Source organism: Mesorhizobium sp. M0998, from assembly GCF_040318885.1.
Lineage (GTDB): Bacteria > Pseudomonadota > Alphaproteobacteria > Rhizobiales > Rhizobiaceae > Mesorhizobium.
In genome coordinates, this window is record NZ_JAMYND010000001.1 from 205,236 (window position 1) to 223,992 (window position 18,757).

14 protein-coding genes are annotated in these 18,757 nt (G+C 61.5%); 4 read left to right on the forward strand and 10 right to left on the reverse strand.

Annotation, left to right across the window (positions count from 1 at the left end):
• The first annotated feature begins 156 nt into the window (after positions 1–156).
• Positions 157–1,269 carry a nucleotidyltransferase family protein gene (locus NKH59_RS01130; protein ID WP_353020620.1) on the forward strand — a complete coding sequence of 371 codons (1,113 nt, stop codon included), beginning with the start codon at positions 157–159 and terminating at the stop codon, positions 1,267–1,269.
• Positions 1,270–1,355: 86 nt separating this feature from the next.
• Here NKH59_RS01130 and NKH59_RS01135 read toward each other — a convergent pair whose 3' ends face one another.
• A complete protein-coding gene (locus NKH59_RS01135) occupies positions 1,356–2,732 on the reverse strand; it encodes an aspartate aminotransferase family protein (RefSeq protein ID WP_353020622.1) in 1,377 nt (458 codons plus the stop codon).
• 166 nt (positions 2,733–2,898) lie between these two features.
• On the opposite strand from NKH59_RS01135, the gene NKH59_RS01140 reads away from it, so the two are divergent.
• Together NKH59_RS01140 and ftsZ are read left to right on the forward strand one after the other, a co-directional pair.
• Positions 2,899–4,017, forward strand: coding sequence for an NAD(P)/FAD-dependent oxidoreductase (locus tag NKH59_RS01140; RefSeq protein ID WP_353020625.1), 1,119 nt, complete (start codon positions 2,899–2,901; stop codon positions 4,015–4,017).
• 219 nt (positions 4,018–4,236) lie between these two features.
• Entirely contained in the window at positions 4,237–5,244 is a 1,008-nt protein-coding gene (gene ftsZ / locus NKH59_RS01145) for a cell division protein FtsZ (protein ID WP_023677189.1), read from the forward strand.
• Positions 5,245–5,287: 43 nt separating this feature from the next.
• Here the strand turns inward: ftsZ and NKH59_RS01150 are convergent, their stop codons facing one another.
• From NKH59_RS01150 to NKH59_RS01180, 7 genes are all read right to left on the reverse strand, one after another.
• Complete coding sequence (locus NKH59_RS01150) at positions 5,288–6,304, reverse strand: phosphotransferase family protein (protein WP_353020706.1); 1,017 nt, start codon at positions 6,302–6,304, stop codon at positions 5,288–5,290.
• A gap of 7 nt (positions 6,305–6,311) precedes the next feature.
• Positions 6,312–7,553: an acyl-CoA dehydrogenase family protein gene (locus NKH59_RS01155; RefSeq protein ID WP_352452368.1), complete on the reverse strand. Its 1,242-nt coding sequence runs from the start codon at positions 7,551–7,553 to the stop codon at positions 6,312–6,314.
• A 223-nt stretch (positions 7,554–7,776) separates the two neighbouring features.
• On the reverse strand, positions 7,777–9,918 hold the full coding sequence (locus NKH59_RS01160) for a beta-galactosidase (RefSeq protein WP_352452360.1): 2,142 nt from the start codon (positions 9,916–9,918) through the stop codon (positions 7,777–7,779).
• A gap of 18 nt (positions 9,919–9,936) precedes the next feature.
• On the reverse strand, positions 9,937–11,076 hold the full coding sequence (locus NKH59_RS01165) for an ABC transporter ATP-binding protein (RefSeq protein ID WP_353020628.1): 1,140 nt from the start codon (positions 11,074–11,076) through the stop codon (positions 9,937–9,939).
• Positions 11,077–11,137: 61 nt separating this feature from the next.
• The gene (locus NKH59_RS01170; protein ID WP_352452362.1) at positions 11,138–11,989 is read right to left on the reverse strand and encodes a carbohydrate ABC transporter permease; all 852 of its coding nucleotides are present in this window, start codon (positions 11,987–11,989) and stop codon (positions 11,138–11,140) included.
• On the reverse strand, positions 11,989–12,873 hold the full coding sequence (locus tag NKH59_RS01175; RefSeq protein ID WP_023677182.1) for a carbohydrate ABC transporter permease: 885 nt from the start codon (positions 12,871–12,873) through the stop codon (positions 11,989–11,991). The genes NKH59_RS01170 and NKH59_RS01175 overlap by 1 nt, the downstream gene beginning before the upstream one ends.
• Before the next feature lie 71 nt (positions 12,874–12,944).
• Positions 12,945–14,216 carry an ABC transporter substrate-binding protein gene (locus tag NKH59_RS01180; protein WP_353020630.1) on the reverse strand — a complete coding sequence of 424 codons (1,272 nt, stop codon included), beginning with the start codon at positions 14,214–14,216 and terminating at the stop codon, positions 12,945–12,947.
• A 243-nt stretch (positions 14,217–14,459) separates the two neighbouring features.
• Here NKH59_RS01180 and NKH59_RS01185 point away from each other — a divergent pair, with 243 nt between their 5' ends.
• Positions 14,460–15,662, forward strand: a complete 1,203-nt coding sequence (locus NKH59_RS01185; RefSeq protein WP_353016497.1) for an ROK family transcriptional regulator — start codon at positions 14,460–14,462, stop codon at positions 15,660–15,662.
• A 26-nt stretch (positions 15,663–15,688) separates the two neighbouring features.
• Here the strand turns inward: NKH59_RS01185 and NKH59_RS01190 are convergent, their stop codons facing one another.
• Both NKH59_RS01190 and NKH59_RS01195 read right to left on the reverse strand, forming a co-directional pair.
• Positions 15,689–17,059 carry an alpha-glucosidase/alpha-galactosidase gene (locus tag NKH59_RS01190; protein ID WP_353020631.1) on the reverse strand — a complete coding sequence of 457 codons (1,371 nt, stop codon included), beginning with the start codon at positions 17,057–17,059 and terminating at the stop codon, positions 15,689–15,691.
• Between the two features lie 21 nt (positions 17,060–17,080).
• Positions 17,081–18,748, reverse strand: coding sequence for an ABC transporter ATP-binding protein (locus tag NKH59_RS01195; protein WP_352817371.1), 1,668 nt, complete (start codon positions 18,746–18,748; stop codon positions 17,081–17,083).
• Positions 18,749–18,757 lie beyond the last annotated feature (9 nt).

The window sequence follows — 18,757 nt, forward strand, 5'->3', positions numbered from 1 at the left end:
CCATTCTGATTTGGCTGCACGCCGGCAACAAGGATTCCTGACCTCTCCTGCGGCGTTATAAGGTTTTCGCGATTTTCTTATAACCCCCGCTTGCGTCCCTTGAGGTCATGGCGCTATAAGAGAACCGCATTTTTCTTATAACCGGAGCCGCCCGACATGAAGACGGTCGACCTCGTTTACCGCACGATGTATGCGGAACTCGTCCAGCGATCCTTGGACGCAGCCTTCGAAACGGATTTCCCTACGACGGGCAATCTCGTCAAGGTGCCCGTCAAGGGCAAGGCATACTGGTATTTCGAGGAAACGCAGCCGACGAAGACGCGACGGTATGTCGGGCCTGACAGCGATCCCGAGATTGCAAAACGCGTTGAATCCTTCCGTCAGATCAAGGACGACCTCCGCGCCCGCAGGAAGCTGGTATCCACGCTCGTGCGCGAGGCAGGGCTGACAGAACCCGAAAGGTTCACCGGGGATGTCGTCGAGGCGCTGGGGAAGGCTGGCATCTTCCGCTTGCGCGGCGTCCTGGTCGGCACAGTCGCCTTTCAGTCCTACGCGGGCTATCTGGGCGTGAAGCTGCCCGGTGCAGCGTTGCAGACGGGCGATGCAGACTTCGCCCTATTCCATTCCGTGTCGGCCGCGGTCGAGGACAGCCTGCCGCCCATCCTCGAAATCTTGAGGGAGATCGACCCAACCTTCAGGGAAATCCCTCACAGATCAGATCCCGAACACGCGACGCAATTCGAGAACGCAGTCCGATACAAGGTCGAGTTCCTTACACCGAACACGGGCAGCGATGACTACGCCGATCATGCAACCTCGATGCCGTCTTTGGGCGGTGCATCCGCGCAGCCTCTTCGGATTCTCGATTTCCTGATCCACGAACCAATCAGAACTGTGCTGCTGCATCGATCGGGAGTGCCTGTCGTGGTACCGTCGCCCGGACGATATGCGGTTCACAAGCTGATCGTTGCCTCGCGCCGACAGAACAACGCAAACGGCGTGGGCAAGCGGGAAAAGGATGTCCGCCAGGCAGCACTTCTGGTCGAGGCACTGGAAGCTACCCGTCGCCAGGACGATCTCGCCATCGCGTTTTCGGAAGCGTGGGACAGGGGGAAACATTGGCGTGAAGCGATACAAAAAGGACTTGGCTTGATTCCCCAGAAACAGCGTGGCGACGTCGAGGCGACGATCGTCAACGCACTTTCAGGAATCGGCGAGGAACTGGAAGGATTCAGCGGCTCATCTGCGAAAACAAAGCACGGAGACTAAACGGCAGCAACGGTGTGGAGGGTAACCTTCTGCCAGCCGTCGCCGAGGCGTTTTTGTTTTCAGGTTTCAAAATCGACTTTGCCTATTCAGCTCTGCGATCGGACCTGCTTGGCGGCAGCCTTGAGCGACCGTTCAAACGCGTCGATCACCTGGTCGACCTGCGGCTCGGTGATGATCAGCGGCGGGCAGAAAGCCAGCGCATCGCCCATATTGCGCGAGATGACGCCGTTCTGCTGCATGAAGCCGTTGACGAGTCCGCCCAAGGCACCAACCGTGCCCCACGGCGCCTTGTTCGCCTTGTCGCCGACCAGTTCGACCGCCGAAATCAGGCCGATGCCGCGCACCTCGCCGACAAGCGGGTGCGAAGCGAGCGTGCGCAGCCGCTTCTGCATATGCGCGCCGACCGCACGCGCATTGCCGACAAGGTCGCGCTCCTTGATCAGCTTCAGGTTCTCGAGCGCGACCGCTGCCGCAACGGGATGGCCGCCGCCGGTGAAACCGTGGCCGAAGGTGCCGATACGGTTGCTTTCGTCGGCGATCGGCTCGAATACCTTGTCATTGATCAGCAGGGCTGAGATCGGCAGGTAGGACGAAGAGATCTGTTTCGATAACACCATGATGTCGGGCCTGATGCCGAAGGTCTGCGAGCCGAACATCTCACCTGTTCGGCCAAAGCCGCAGATCACCTCGTCGGCGATGAGCAGGATGTCGTATCTCGACAGGACCGCCTGTATCTTCTCCCAGTAGCCCGCCGGCGGTACGATGACGCCGCCGGCGCCCATGATCGGTTCGCCGAAAAAGGCGGCGATGGTTTCCGGTCCTTCGGCCAGGATCAGCTTTTCCAGCTCGTCGGCAAGCCGCGTCGAAAACAGCTCTTCGCTTTCACCCGGCAGCGCCTCGCGCCAATGGTGCGGCGTCGAGGTGTGCAGCACATTGGCGATCGGCAGATCGAACGAAGTGTGGTTGTTGGGCAGTCCGGTCAGGCTCGCCGAGGCGATAGTGACGCCGTGATAGCCCTTCTTGCGGCTGATGATCTTCTTGCGCGCCGGCTGGCCGAGCGCATTCGACCGGTACCAGATCATCTTCATGGCCGTATCGTTGGCCTCGGAGCCGGAATTGGTGAAATACGCCTTGCTCATCGGTACCGGCGCCATCTGCACCAGTCTCTCGGCGAGATCGATCAGCGGCGAATGCGATTTGGAGCCGAAATCGTGATAGTAAGGCAGCTTCGACATTTGCCGTACTGCCGCATCGACCAGCCGCTTCTCCGAAAAGCCGACCGCGACGCTCCAGAGCCCCGCCATCGCCTCGATATAGCGGTTGCCGGCAAGGTCCTCGACATAGATGCCGTCGCCCTTCTCGATGACGAGCGGCCCCGACTCCTGATGCTTGCGCGCATTCGTATAGCCATGCATGTGAAAGCTTATGTCGCGGGCTTCGGGTGAATTCGGTCTTGCGTCCATGACGGCTCCTGTGCTGCACGCGGAACAGTCCTGCCGCCGGTCCGGCTCAGCAGGTCCCCGTGCGTTATGCCGTTTGATGCATCTTTCTCGAACGGTATAGTGTCAAGCGCTTTCGACAGGGCCAGCGGATGGATGGACGCATGCAGAACTTCGGCTTGACCTAACCGTGGGCCATGTCGACTGCATTGTCGCCGGCGCCGGCGTTGTTGGCCTGGCGATCGCGCGAGAGATGGCGCAGCGCGGCATCGATACGCTGGTCCTGGAAGCCGAGAGCGCTATCGGCACCGGGACAAGTTCGCGCAATTCCGAGGTCATCCATGCCGGCCTCCACTATCCGGTTGGATCGCTGAAAGCCCGGTTCTGCGTGGCTGGCCGGGAAAGACTCTATCGCTATTGCGAGGAGCGGGCGATCCCGCACGCGCGCTGCGGGAAGCTCATCGTTGCCACAAATGCCGAACAGGAGCCGGTGCTCGCCTCAATCCGGGCCAATGCACGCGCTTGCGGCGCCGGCGACCTGTTGCGCTTGAGCGAAGCCGAGGCGCATACGCTGGAGCCCAGCCTTAAGTGCACGGCGGCGCTGCTGTCGCCCGCCACCGGCGTCATCGACAGCCATGCCCTGATGCTCGCCCTGTTGGGCGACGCCGAGGAGCACGGGGCGGCACTTAGTCTCAACACGCGCATCGCCTCCGGCCGCATCGAAGCAGGCCGCGTCGTGCTCGAGACGGTGGACGCTGCCGGCGGCGAGCGCTTCGAGATCGCCACTCCGCGTTTCGTCAATGCCGCCGGGCTTGGCGCCGCAGCACTTGCCGGTTCGCTTGAAGGGCTCAATCAGCAATTCGTGCCAAAGCTCCATTATGCCAAGGGCAATTATTTTTCGGTGGCCGGCCGGGCGCCGTTCTCGCGATTGGTCTATCCGGTGCCCGAACCCGGCGGGCTCGGTGTTCATCTGACACTCGACCTTGATGGCGTCGCCCGCTTCGGGCCGGACGTCGAATGGACCGATCAACTCGACTACCGCGTCGACCCGGCTCGTGGCGAGCGCTTCTACAGCGAGATCCGCAAATACTGGCCGGACCTGGCCGATGGCAGCCTGCAACCCGCTTACAGCGGCATCCGGCCAAAACTGTCCGGTCCCGGTGAGGCCAATGCCGACTTCGTCGTCCAGGACGTGGCGGTGCACGGCGTGGACAGCCTGGTCAACCTGTTCGGCATCGAAAGCCCCGGCCTGACCTCCTGCCTGACGATTGCCGACCATGTCGCGCAGTGCCTCGCGCCGAAGTTGTAGCGTGCGGCGCCCCGCCGCGATCTGCACTGTATCAAGGCGCATCGCGTGAACTTTCAGTCGCAAGTCGCCTATGAGGCACATCGCGCACTTGCAGCCCGCTCCGCGCTCTGATTCCCTGCATTCTGGGCTGTCCTGATTCGCACTGCCCGGTTCAGAGTTTTCGCAGTGCGCCCGGGACAAGCTTCCAGCGACCACTCGGCGTATCCAGGGAGAACGGCAATGAACACCGCGACGAGGCCGGTAATCTCGGAGATGAGGCCCAAGATCACCGTCGTCGGGGTCGGCGGCGGCGGCGGCAACGCCGTCAACAACATGATCGCCGAAGGCCTGCAGGGCGCGGAATTCATCGTCGCCAACACCGATGCCCAGGCCCTTGCCATGTCGAAGGCAACGAGGCTGATCCAGTTGGGCGCTCATATCACCGAAGGTCTCGGCGCCGGGTCCCTGCCCGAGGTCGGCCGTGCCGCGGCCGTGGAATCCATCGACGAGATCATGGATCACCTTGCTGGAACGCACATGTGCTTCGTGACCGCCGGCATGGGAGGCGGAACCGGCACTGGTGCCGCGCCTGTTATAGCGCAGGCAGCGCGGGCAGCCGGAATACTGACCGTTGCCGTCGTCACCAAGCCATTCGTCTTCGAAGGCAGGCGCCGCATGTACGCTGCCGATGAGGGCATCGAGCGCCTGCGCGAAAGCGCCGATACCGTCATCGTCATTCCCAACCAGAACCTGTTCAGGATCGCCGACGCCAGAACCACGTTCGCCGACGCCTTCGCCATGGCCGACCGGGTCCTCTATGCGGGTGTCGGCTGCATCACCGATCTGATCGTCAAGGAAGGCCTGATCAATCTCGACTTCGCCGATGTGAAGTCGGTGATGCGCGACATGGGCCGCGCCATGATGGGAACCGGCGAAGCCGCCGGAGAAGGCCGCGCCAAGAAGGCGGCGGAAGCGGCAATCGCCAACCCGCTGCTCGACGAAGCTTCGATGATGGGCGCCAAGGGCGTCCTTGTCTCGATTTCGGGCGGCATGGACATGACGCTGTTCGAGGTCGACGAAGCCGCTACCCGCATCCGCGAGGAGGTCGACAACGATGCCGACATCATCGTCGGCGCCATCTTCGACAAGGCACTCGCCGGAAAATTCAGGGTATCGGTCGTGGCGACCGGCTTGCGGCGTGGCCTGGAGATTCCACTGCTTGCCGAACCGGAAGTTCGCATGAACTGAACGCGTATCGCTGCAACTCGCTCAGCCGACTGCCAGCCTCGCGTCACCAGGGCCGCGCGCCGTCGATGACTTCCATGGCGCGTACAGCAAAACAGCCGGCCAGCGGTGCCACATCCGCCGCATCGGCCGCAACCGCGCTGCCGGCCAGCACGCGGTCGGCGATGCCGACGAAGATCACGGCAAAGCGGAACATGGCAAACACCAGATGGAACCGCTGCAGCGGCGCCGTCGGCACGGCGTGGGCGAAGTAATGATCGAGGAATTCGCGCTGTGTCGGAATCCCGAGCGCTGCCTGATCAAGGCCGAGGATGCCGCCATATTCGTCCGATGAGGAATGCCAGGGCATCGAGCAGAAGCCGAGATCAGCAAGCGGATGGCCGAGGGTCGATAACTCCCAGTCGAGTATGCCGATCACCTCGGGCCGCTCGGGATGGAAGATGAGATTGCCGAGACGGAAATCGCCATGCGCGATCGAAACGTGGCCGTCATCTGGCGGAAGATGTCGCGGCAGCCATTCGGCGACGGCTTCGAGCGCGGCAATGCGCTCGCTCGGCGATTCCCGCAACTGTCTGGTCCAGCGCGCGATCTGTCGCTCAAAATAGTTCCCGGGACGGCCATAGTCGCCGAGCCCAACCTCTTCCGGCCGGACTGCGTGCAGCTTTGCCAGCGCCTCGGCCATGCCGAAATAGATGCCGCGCCGCTCGTCCGGCGCCAGTCCCGGCAACGAGCCATCGTGGAACACCCGGCCGTCGAGCCGCTGCATCAGATAGAACGGCGTGCCGAGCGGCTCGTCGCCGTCGTGATAGAGCACCGGCCGCGGCACCGGCACCTTTGTCGACGCTAGCGCCTCGATCACCCGGTACTCGCGATCGACCGCATGAGCGCCGCGCAGGATCGGTCCCGGAGGTTTCTTGCGCAGCACCATGCGGCGGCCGCCATAGTCGACGAAATAGGTCGGGTTGGATTGGCCGCCGACGATCCGCTCAAGCGACATTTGGCCATCGCCAAAATGCGCTCTCAGAAAATCCTCCAGGCGTACTGGATCGAAATCCATCCTCATTGCCAGCTCAGCGGTTCCCGCCGCGACCTGTTTCGTCTTGTCTGCCGGCTTCGACATGCCAGCGCCAGAAGCCCGCACCTTCCTCGTTGAGAAAGCGGTTGAGCACCATCTTGTGGACCTCGTCGGCGCCGTCGACCAGGCGAGCCTGGCGGGCGTAGCGGTAGATCCATTCGAGTACAGTGTCTTTCGAATAGCCGCGGGCGCCGTTGATCTGGATCGCCACGTCGGCGGCTTCATGCAGCACATTGGCGACCTGGATCTTGGCCATGGAGACCTCCTTGCGGGCAAAGCCGCCGCGATCGAGCTCCCAGGCCGCCTTCATCACCAGCAGCCGCCCGATCTCGATGCGCATGGCAAGGTCGCCGAGCATCAGCTGGATACTCTCATGGTCGGCCAAAAGCTGCCCGAAACCGCTACGCTCGGCGGCATAGGCGCGCGCGATCTCGATGCAGCGCTTGGCAAGCCCGAGCCAACGCATGCAATGGGTGAGCCGCGCCGGACCGAGCCGGACCTGGGTAACCATGAGGCCGCTGCCTTCGCCGGCAAGCACGTCCTCGACCGGGACTTCCAGGCCGTCGAACTCCAGCTCGCAATGGCCGCCATGTTCTTCCGGTCCCATGATCTCGATGCGCCGCACGATCCGCCAGCCCGGCTGGTCCTTGTGGAACAGCAAGGCCGAAAGGCCGTGACGCGGATCGTCCGAAGTGCGCGCAATGAGAATGAAGTGGCTCGCCTCTTGCGCGCCGGTGATGAACCATTTGCGGCCTTTGACGACATATCTGTCGCCGCGCCGTTCGGCTCTGGTCATGATCATCGACGGATCGGAGCCGCCGCCCGGATGCGGTTCCGTCATTGCGAAAGCCGAACGCACCTTGCCCTCGACGATCGGCTTCAGCCATCTTTGCTTCTGCTCCGGCGTTCCCAACCGTTCCAGCACCATCATGTTGCCATCGTCGGGGGCCGCGGAATTGAACACGACCGGACCGAAGATCGAGCGGTTCATCTCTTCATAGCAGACGGCCATATCCACCTTGGAAAGGCCGGCCCCGCCGGTCTCGGGTTTCAGCTGCAGGCACCACAGGCCGGCTGCTTTCGCCTTGCGCCGCAGCGTTTCAAGCAGCGGCAGCGCAATATTGCCATGGCCGTCATAGCAAGCCTTGTCAGCCTCGAGCGGCAGGATTTCGCGCTCGACGAAATCGGCGATCCGGCTGCGGAAGGCCTCGGTTCGGACGGAAATGTCGAAATTCATGGCGCTCACAAGGATGAAACGAGATGCCGCCATCGGCTCCGATGGTCGCGCCGGTAGTGTAACTGCCGTCGTTGAATGGGAGCAACAGCAGTTCGCCGGCCGTTCCTTGCGCACGTCAAAGCGCCGGTTCGATATGGATCGATGCCGGCGTGCTGCCGATGGCGGTCGAATTCCAGGATCAAAGAGTACTCAGGTTTCGTATGGCTAACGTCCGCGACAATGCTCAGGTCAATTCGAGGACAGCGCAGCCATAGCCGTCCAGCGTCAACACTCCGGAGACAGGTCCTTCGCTATCGAGCAGGTTGCTGCCGAAGGGAACGCCGGTTACCGCAACGGGCGTGTCTTTGATGTTTTGCACGAACAGCAGCCGGCGTTCGTCATTCTCGCGCATCGTGACCTCGACGCCGTCCGGCAGATCCGGAACCAGAGGCTCCACATTCGCATCCACGAAAGTGCGCGCAGCCAGTTGAGCTGTCAGCTCCGGGGTTAGATAAGTGCCGACATAGAGCACACGGCCCTTGCCGACGGCGCGGGAGGTAATTGCAGGCGTTCCTGCCGCGTAGCGGTTCGACCAAACCCCTACAATTTCGACTTCCGGTTCGACTGCGAGGTTCTCATAGAAATAACCGGCATCGAACTCGTGGTTTCCGACGGTGAAACGACGGATACGGCGGCTGGATTCGGCCGGTCTGTCGGGAGGAACGACGAGCCCGCCGGAGCGCGACATGGTATTGAACAGGCCATTGGCCCCAGGTGCCGCCAGCCGCCCGAAATCCTCGACGCGAACGCCGGTCAGCTTCGACAGCGACTGGCCCGGCGCTGTCTCGCGGATGACGTGGTTGTTTTCGTCGCGGGTTCCCGTGCGCGCGCCGATGATGACGGTACCGCCATTTTCGGCAAAGACTTGCAGCCGCTCGGTCCAGCTGTCCTTCCAGATCACCCAATGCGGCACGTAGAACACCTTGAGCTTCGACAGATCGTCTTCCGGGTGGATGAAGCCGCAGGCGATGCCGCGGTCATAGCAATACTGATGCAGCAAGGTTGCATCATCCTGCGGACTTGGCAGGCCGATGGGGAAGGTCTTGTGGGCTTCCTGATTGTCGAAGTCCGAGCCGGCGATGCCGACATCCATCCGCACATGGGTGCCCAGGATCTTGTCTTTAAGCGCCGTCATCTCGGTGGCGAACTGCCTGGCTTCGTCATAGCGGCGGCGAGCGACATCATCATGGTCTATGATGCCCATCCAGTATATCTCGGCGCCGAAATGTGCGGGACGCCAGCGGAAGAACATGATCCCATCGGCGCCACGCGCAACCGACGACATCGCCATGCGTCGCATTTCGCCCGGCTCCGGCGTCAGCGTGCAGAAGCCCGGCTGGGCGCCAAAACCCGACTGTTGTTCCGGCACTATGTAGTTGCCGGAAAATCCCCTGCAGATGTCGAGATGCAGCGCCTGGATCTTGGCGTGATTGCCGAGGCGAAAGAACTCGTCATAGAGGAACGGATAGATGTCGTAGCCGACGAAATCGAGATCGGTGGAGAATTGGCCGCGAAAGTCGATGTCACGCAATCCGCCGAGATTGTGGAAGATGAACCAACTGGCATTCGCTTTTCTCAGGATCTCGACCTGGTCGTGCTGGAACCGTGCTGTCGAAAAGGCGAGAAAACGGTGGTAGTCCTGGAGGTGACCGGGACCGGGAAAGGACGGGGAAAAATCCAGCGGGAAGACAATTTCGCGGAAATCGCCGTAAGCCGTCGCCCAGAAATCGCCACCCCAGGCGAAGTTCAGCCTGTCTATCGTCTGGTAGGTTTCCTGGAGATAAGCCTGGAATTCCTTCAATGCCGACGGCGAATAGGATTCCGGCATGCTGGTGTTGAGTTCGTTGTCGGTCTGCCAGCCTATGACATTTGCATTGTCGCGGTAGTGGTCCGCCATCGCCCTGGTAATCTTGCGGCTATAGTCGCGAAACACCGGGCTGCTGGTGTCGGCATACTGGCGCGAGCCGTGGCCCATCGACCGGCCATTTCCATCAAGCCGCAGGATTTCCGGATGCTTTGCGGTCAGCCAGCGCGGCGGGGTGGCGGTCGGCGTGCACAGGATCGTGTTGACGCCGTGACGCGCGAGGCCCTCGATTGCCCGGTCGAACAGGTCGAAATCGAAGATGCCTTCACGCGGTTCGAAAATGTGCCAGGCGAATTCGCCGAGGCGGGCGACGTTGAAGCCGGCCTCGGCCATGCGCCTGGCGTCATTGTCCCAGTAACTCTCGTCCACATGCTCGGGGTAATGCGGCGCGCCGACCAGAAAGCGGTCGGTCTGGATCGTGCGCCAGACCGACAGGGCGCGGCCGTTTGAAGTCTTGTTCACGAAGGATACTCCTGCAGGTCAGTCGGTGATGGTGGGTTTACGGGCACTGATGGTCCGCTCATCGACAGAGGAAAAGAGATAGACGTCACGCGGCTCGACCTTTAAGCCGACGGTCGCGTCGGCAGAGACAGCGCTCGCATGGCCGATCTGGACGGTGACGTTGCCGCTGCCGCTTTCAGAACTGACGCATTGCAGCGGGCCGGCGTCGGCATAGAGGATGGTTTCGCGGCCGAGATGCTCGACCAGCCGCACCCGTCCTGCACAACTCGCTGTCCCTTCCGCGGCCAAGCTGATGCTCTCCGGCCGAATCCCCATCGTCACCCTATCGCCGACCTGTACGGATGCCGCTTCCGTCAGTTCGACAGTCAAAGGAGAAAGACCGGCGGTCGACAGCGTAGCGGCGCCGCCGGAGACAGCGGCGACGGTCACTTCGAAAAAATTCATTCGGGGTGCGCCGAGGAAGCCCGCGACGAAGAGATTGGCCGGATTGCGGTAGAGTTCGAGCGGAGCGCCCACCTGCTCGACCGAGCCGCGATTGAGCACGACGATACGGCTCGCCATTGTCATCGCCTCGGTCTGGTCGTGTGTGACATAGACCATGGTGGCGCCCAGCCTGGCGTGCAGATCGGAAAGCTCGACGCGCATCTGCGTGCGCAGCGCTGCGTCGAGGTTGGACAATGGTTCGTCGAACAGGAACACGTCGGGCGAGCGGGTTATCGCACGGCCGATCGCCACACGCTGACGCTGGCCGCCGGAAAGCTGTTTCGGCCGCTTGTCGAGCTGGTCGGTAATGCGAAGGATCTTGGCGGCTCGCAGCACGGCGGCATCGATCTCGGCCTTGGGGCGATGCGCCATGCGCAGGCCGAAACCCATGTTCTCGGCGACGGTCATATGCGGGTAAAGCGCATAGGACTGGAAGACCATGGCAATGCCGCGCTCACCCGGCTCGGTGGTGGTGACATCACGGCCGTTGATCAGAATCTTACCGGTCGAGACGGTTTCAAGCCCGGCGATGATCTTCAACAGCGTTGACTTGCCACAGCCGGACGGCCCGACGGTGACAATGAACTCGCCCTGTTCGACGCTGAGATCGATGCCGCGCAGCGCGTGGTAGCTGCCATAATTCTTTTGTATCTGCCGGAGTTCAAGACTGGTCATGGAGCCCTGCTTGCGAAATCAGTTTCGGATCGGGTGGGCGACGCCTTGAAGTCATGGTCGCTCATCCCTTGACCGCTCCCATGGTGAGGCCGGTGATGAAGTGCTTCTGCATTAGGAAGAACATGGCAACCGGCGGCAAAGCCACGACGATGGTGCCAGCCGAGATCAGGTTCCAGGCCGAAACCCATTCGCCGCGCAGGTTGGCGAGGCCGGCGGTTACCGGTTTGACGGTATCGCTGATGGTGAGCACGACCGCCCAAAAATAATCGTTCCAGATAAAGGTGAAGAGCAGGATGGCCAGCGCCGCGAGAGCCGGCCGCACCAATGGGACCACGACATGTACCAATGTCTGAAACGGCGTCGCGCCCTCGGCCCTGGCGGCCTGAAACAGTTCTCCCGGCAAGGCGGCGATGAAGTTGCGCATGAACAGTGTCGCAAACCCGGTCTGGAAGGCGATGTGGAAGATGATCAGGGCCGCCATCGTGTCGTAGAGATTGAGCCGCACCATGAGATCGCGCACCGGGATCATCATGATCTGGTGCGGCAGGAAGTTTCCGCCGACGAACAGGGCGAAGACGAGCATATTGCCGCGAAACCGGTAACGGGCGAGCACGAACCCAGCGAGCGTGCTCAAGATGAGAACGCCCATCACCGAGGGGATGGTGATCGTCAGGCTGTTGAGGAAGTAGCGGGCCATCGGCGTCTGGGTGAAGACCGCCGTGTAGTTGTCGACCAGGCCGAATTGGGTCGGCCAGCCCCACAGATTGCCGCCCATTACATCCTGCGTAGAGCGGAACGAGGTAAGGATGATGGCAAAGAGCGGCGCCAGCCAGACAATCAGGATGCCGACCACCAGCACGACATAGAGGCCACGCTGCCAAATAGCAGTCTCGGGAATCGGGCGGGGAAACATCAGCCGCCTCTTTCATCGGCGCGGATCATCCGCGTCAGGTACCAGGCGATGAAGACCGCCATGATCACGAACAGCACCGAGGCAATGGCCGCGCCATAGCCGAAGCGGTAGGAAAATATGGACTGCTCGAACATCTGATAGGCAAGCACCTCGGACGAACCGAAGGGGCCGCCGCTGGTCATCACCGAGACCATGTCGAAGGAACGCAGTGCGCCGACAACAGTGACGGCGATGGCGATAAAGGTGACCTGCGTCAGCTGCGGCAACACGATGTGGCGCAGCATGTTCCAGCCCCTGGCGCCGTCGACCCGCCCGGCGCCGATCAGGTCCTCGCTGAGATTGTTGAGGCCGGCGAGATAGAGCACCATGCAGAAGGCGATCTGCGGCCACAACGCTGCGATCACGACGGCGAAGGTGACGAAGTTTTCATCCGACAGCACTGCCGGGGCGGTCGCGCCGAAGGTGCGGAAGATCAGGGCGAGAAGTCCGAATTCCGGCGTATAGACCCAGGTGAAGACAACGCCGACGGCAACCGAAGCCAGCACCAGCGGAATGAAGAACAGCGATTTGAGCAGGCGCATGCCGCGGATTTTCTGGTTGACGAGCAGCGCGATGGCGAGGCCGAGCGGCGGCGCCAGCATGAACATCACCAACCAGATCAGATTGTTCTTCAGCGAAACATAGAACTGCGGGTCGGCGAACAGTTCGCGGTAGTTGCCGAGGCCGATCCAGACCATCGGGCTGAAGCCGTCCCATTCGTGCAGGCTGATCCACAGGCTCTCGACCGCAGATGCCAGAATGACGACGGAAAACAGCACAGCGGCTGGCAGGATCAGAAGTGTCGGTGTCAGCCACCAGCGATGGCGGCGCCAAAGCTTCGTCATTTTGGGAGACCTCATTCACGGAAAGCATCAGGGAGCAGAGTATGAACCCCGCTCCCCTCCGCTGGGAGGCGCTAGATCTTGAAGATCCGGCGACGGGTTCCCTCGAGACGCTGAAGAATGGCGTCCCGGCGCTCCGGCTTGGCCATGAATTCCTGGAAGCCGACCAGGCCGGCCTGGGCCATGTCGGGATCGGTGTCACGGTCGTAATATTGCGACGTGCCGGCCACCATCTTCAGGCTTTCCACAGCCGCGTTGACCAGCGGGTCCTTGCTGGCCGGAAGGTCGTTGCGCGGCGGAACGTTGCCGCCGGGTTCCAGATAAGGGCCGAAATTTTCCGGCTGGTAGAAGAACGCGAGGAACTCGCGGGCACCCGCCTTGTTCTTGGCGTTGGCCGGGATGTGGACCGAATTGACCGAGAATTCTTCGTAGCGGTCGAGGGCGCCGTCAATCTTCGGGAAAGGGGCGAATGTCAGCTGCTCGAGATCCTGCTCAGGGAAAGTAGCTTTCACGAAGGCACCGAGGTTCATCATGCCGGCCTTCTTCTGGGCGAGGAAGGCGCCGGCCTCCTGCCAGCCGAACGACGTCTGATCCGGTGTGAAGAAACCCTGCTTGATCAGCTCTTCCCAGTGGTCGAAAACAGGCGTCAGCGCCGGGTCGGTGTAAGCCATCTTGCCATTCATCAAGGCAAAGTGCTTGTCGAGACCGTTGATCCGCAGGTTCATCTGGTCGAACCATCCGGCCGCCGGCCAGAGTTCCTTGGTGCCGATGCTGACGGGAATAAGGCCGGCAGCCTTGGACTTCTGGCCGTAAGCAAGGAATTCGTCCCAGGTCGCCGGCACCGTCAGTCCGTGCTCGGCAAAGACGTCCTTGCGATAGAACATGCCCCACATCGTGCCGCCAGTCGGCAGGCCATACTGCTTGCCGTCGACAGTGACGGCACCGGTCGTGGCACCCAGCACGTCCTTGTACTTTTCCTTCTCGAACAGATCCGAAATGTCGTCGAACAGGCCGCGAGTGACGAAGGCGCGCATGCGGTTTCCGGAGAACCAGAAGCAGACATCCGGCGCGCCGGCGACAAGGTAGTTGCGGATCGCGGTCTTGTGGGCCTCGTGATCCATATTGTTGATCACAACCTTGGTGCCGGACTGCTTCTCGAAGTCGGCCGCGATGCGCCGCAAGATCCGCAGGGCATCGGCATTGTTTTCGTCGGAAATGATGGTGACTTCGCTCGACTGGCTGAGTGCCGGCATCGGGAAGCCCGCGAGGGCTCCAGCGGAAATCCCCCCAGCTCCCTTCAGGAAATTGCGCCGCGTCGACGGCTTTTCGATCCATTTGAACGTCATTGTTACTCCTCCCGTGTTGTCAATTCTCTACTGGCACACCGGCCGGCGCGGTTGTTCTTCTCAACGGCACGGCTCACCTCCCGGGCAAGGGAATATGCTTGCCCGCTCCTTCAGAGCGCGGTGACATTGCTAACCGGATTAATTTCGCTGACCCCCGGTTCGGGTGTTGAACAGTCGGGCAAACTTATGCATATGTTTTCTCGAGAGGCAATAATTAATTTACAAAATTAAGAAAGCGGATCCGTGAAGCTCAAGGGTGACCCGAGCACGACTCGGGCGATGAACCGCAGACTGATCCTCAATCTCTTGCGGCAGGAAGGAGCGCGCAGCCGGGCCGACATAGCGTCAGTTACCGGCCTTAGTCCGGCAGCGGTCACCTTCGTCGTGGCCGACCTCATCGAGGATGGCCTGCTGATCGAAGGCAAGACAGTCGTGGGCTCGGCTGGCCGCCGCCCTATCCCGGTGGATATCAACTATGCCAACGGCCTTGCCATAGGTTTCAAGCTGATGGTCGGATCGGTCGAATGCGTGGTCACCGATCTTGCGACCAATCCGCTGGGCTCTCTGCGCGTCAAGCTCTCGGACAGCGATCCCGACCACATCATAGCGACCTTGGCCAAGGCGGTACCGGGGCTGATTTCCATTGTCGATCGGCCCGCTGCCAAGCTTGCCGGGATCGGCATTTCAATGCCTGGCGTCATAGACAACCAGAAGGCTGTGTGTATCCGCAGCAATCGCTACAACTGGGACAACGTTCCCCTTGGCCCGATGCTGGCCGAACTGGTAGACGTCCCCGTGTGGCTTGAGGACGACACCAATGCCTATGCCATTGCCCAGCAACTCTTCGGCCTGGGACGCCAGCACCGCAATATGGCTGTGCTGGCGATCGGCGTCGGAATCGGCTGCGCGCTCGTCTTCGACGGCAAACTCTATCGCGGCGCGAACGGTGCCGCCGGCAAGTTCGGCCACACCTCATATGAGGAGAACGGCCGCCTTTGCGAGTGCGGAAAGCGCGGCTGCTTGATGGCCTATTACGCCGAGCCGGCGATCCTGCGCACCTGGCGCGAAGCCACGGGGCACAACGAAACGGATAGCAAAGTCAGCCTTATGGCAGCCTTGGCAGACCGCGAACCGCGAGCCGTCGCCATTCTCGAGGAAGCGGGACATGGCATCGGCCGGCATCTCGCCAATCTTGTCAACATCACCGACCCGGAGGTCATTGTCGTCGGTGGTGAAGCCGTGTCGTTTGGCGATGCGCTGTTTGGCCCAATGCGGCTGACGCTTGGGAAAAATACCTTTCGCGCGGCACCACCAATGCTGCTGGACTGGGAGGACAATTCCTGGGCAAGAGGGGCGGCTGCACTCGTGACGCAGAAGCTCTTTGATTTCGAAACATCTGCCGGCAACGCCGCTCCGCTTTCAAAGCCGGCCCTATGGTCGGCATAGGCGAGTGAAATAGACAGCCCTGCGCCTTAGGCCGCTCGAACGCTGCGCGCTCCACGCGCCCAGGCCGGCAGCCAATCGCCATGCGCAACCAGCAAATCATCGACCAGCGACCATATCTGGTCGAGGTCGAGCTCGGCCGCCGTGTGCGGGTCCATCATCGCCGCGTGATAGATGTGCTCGCGGTTCTCGGTCATCAGCGCCTGGACCGTCAGCTCCTGGACGTTGATATTGGTGCGGATCAGCGCGGTGAGCTGCACCGGCAGGTCGCCAATGAACGTGGGTTGAATGCCGGAGGCATCGACGAGGCATGGCACCTCGGCCGCGCAATTATACGGCAATGACGTGATGCAGCCATTGTTGCGGACGTTGCCGTAGATCACCGACGGCTCGCCGGTCCAGACCGAGTTCATGATCGAGGACGCATATTCCTTCGACTGCTCCACTTCGATCTTGTCAGCCGAGCGATAGGCTTCCGCTTGCCCCTTCCAGCGTTCGATCTGCTCGATGCAGCGCTTCGGGTATTCGTCGAGCGGGATACCGAATTTCTCGATCAGATCCTCGCGCCCGTCCTTGATGAAATAGGGCGTGTATTCCGCGAAATGTTCGGAGCTCTCGGTGACGAAGTAACCGAGGCGCTTCAGCATCTCGTAGCGCACCTTGTTCGGGCAGCGCGGATTCCATCCCGGCTTCGGCGCCCGCCCTTCGCTGTAGGCGCGCAGCAGATCCGGATAGAGATTACGGTAGGAGCCGTCCGGCTGGCGATGCTCGAACTTCAGGTAGAAGGCCATGTGATTGATGCCGGCCGAGCGGTAGCGAATCTCCTCGTAGGGAATATCGAGATCATGCGCCAGTTCCATCGCCGTACCTTGCACCGAATGGCAGAGGCCGACCTGCTTGATGTCGGGGTATTTCTCCGCGATCGCCCAGGTGTTGATCGCCATCGGGTTGACATATTGCAGCATGATCGCCTGCGGGCAGACCGCGAGCATGGCCTCGCAGATCTTCCAGAGATGCGGCACGGTTCTCAAGCCTCGCATGATGCCGCCAACACCGAGCGTATCGGCGATGGTCTGGCGCAGCCCGTATTTCTTCGGAACTTCGAAATCGGTTACCGTGCAGGGCTCGTAGCCGCCGATCTGGAAGGCGACGACGACGAAATCGGCGCCCGCCAGCGCCTTGCGCTGGTCCGAATAGGTTTCTGCTTTGGCCTTTACGCCAAGCGTCGAGATCAGCTTGCCGACGACGATTGCGCTTTCCTCGAGCCGTTGCGGATTGATGTCCATCAGCGCGATCGTCGAGCCGGATAAAGCCGGACGCTGCAATATGTCGCCGACGATGTTCCTCATGAACACCGTCGAGCCAGCTCCGATGAAAGCGACCTTGGGATTTCTTGCCACAACAACCTCCGGCATAAGCAATTAGGCTACCTCGAAAGCGGCTTTGACCAGCCGTTCGGTGTAAGCGGTCTTGGGATGGGACAGGACTTCGTCGACCGGCCCCTCTTCGACGATCTTGCCGTGCTGCATGACGATGACGCGGTGGCACAGCGCCCGCACGACCTTGAGGTCGTGCGAGATGAAGATGTAGCTCAGGCCCCGTTCGCGCTGCAGCTTGCGCAGCAATTCGATGATCTGCGCCTGGACCGAGAGATCCAGCGCCGATGTTGGCTCGTCGAGTACGATGAATTCCGGTTCGAGCGCGACGGCGCGGGCAATCGCAATACGCTGGCGCTGGCCGCCGGAAAACTCGTGCGGGAAGCGCGAGAGGATATCGCCGGGCATGCCGGCGCTGATCAGCGCCTCGCGCACCCGCTCGATCCGATCGTTCCTGGTGGCGCCCATGCGGTTGACGACCAGCCCTTCCTCGATGATCTGGCCGATCGTCATGCGCGGGTTGAGCGACGAGAACGGATCCTGGAAGACGACCTGCATGCGCGACCGCAACGGCCGCATCTGCGCCCGCGAGCAGCCATGGATCGGCTGGCCATCGAAATAGATCTCGCCGCTGTCGGTGGTGTTGAGCCTGAGCAACGCCTCGCCGAAGGTGGTCTTGCCCGATCCGGATTCGCCAACGAGACCCAGCGTCTCGTGCCGTCGAAGGGTCAGGCTGAGGCTGTCGACGGCAACGAGTTCGCGCAGGTCAGGCCTCATGAACGTGCCATGCCGCAGCATGAAGGAGACGCGCACATTCCTAGCTTCAAGAATAACGTCGGCGCCTTCCGGCAACGGATTTGCCTGGCCGCGCGGCTCGGAGGCAAGCAGGTGACAGGTGTAGGGATGCTGCGGATTGGCGAACAGCTTCTCCGTCACATTGTGCTCGCGCATCTCCCCATGCTGCATGACGTAGACATAGTCGGAGAACTGCCGCACCACGGTCAGGTCATGCGTGATCAGGATCACCGCCATGCGCAGTTTCTTCTGCAGGTTTCGGATGAGATTGAGGATCTGCGCCTGAACCGTGACGTCGAGCGCCGTCGTCGGCTCATCGGCGATCAGCACATCGGGATCGTTGGCCAGCGCCATGGCGATCATCACACGCTGGCGTTGGCCGCCGGAAAGCTGGTGCGGGTATTGTTTCAGCCGCGCCTGGGGCTCAGGAATCTGTACCTGCTGCAGCAGCTCGAGCGCTCTTGCTTCGGCCTGCCTGCGGCTCATCTTGCGATGCACCCGTATCGCCTCGACGATCTGGCTTCCGATCGTGTAGATCGGGTTAAGCGAACTCATCGGCTCCTGAAAGATCATCGAGATGCGGTCGCCGCGCAGTTTGCGCCGCGCACGCTCGGAAAATTTCAGGATGTTGGCCCCGTTGTATTCGACAGTCGATTTCGGCGACACGACTGCGCGCTTCGACAACAGTCCCATGACGGTGCGCGCCGTCACCGACTTGCCCGATCCCGACTCGCCGACAATGGCGATCGTCTCGCCGCGATAGAGCTGGAAGGAGATGTCCTTGACGGCTTCGATCATGCCGTGTTCGACCTTGAAATCGACGGCGATGTTGCGGGCATCAATGACCGGGTTTTCCGAACGGCCGTCATGGTCGAGCCGGACAGGCGGTGCGAAGGATTTGACGAGCGCGTGTTGCATCATCTCATG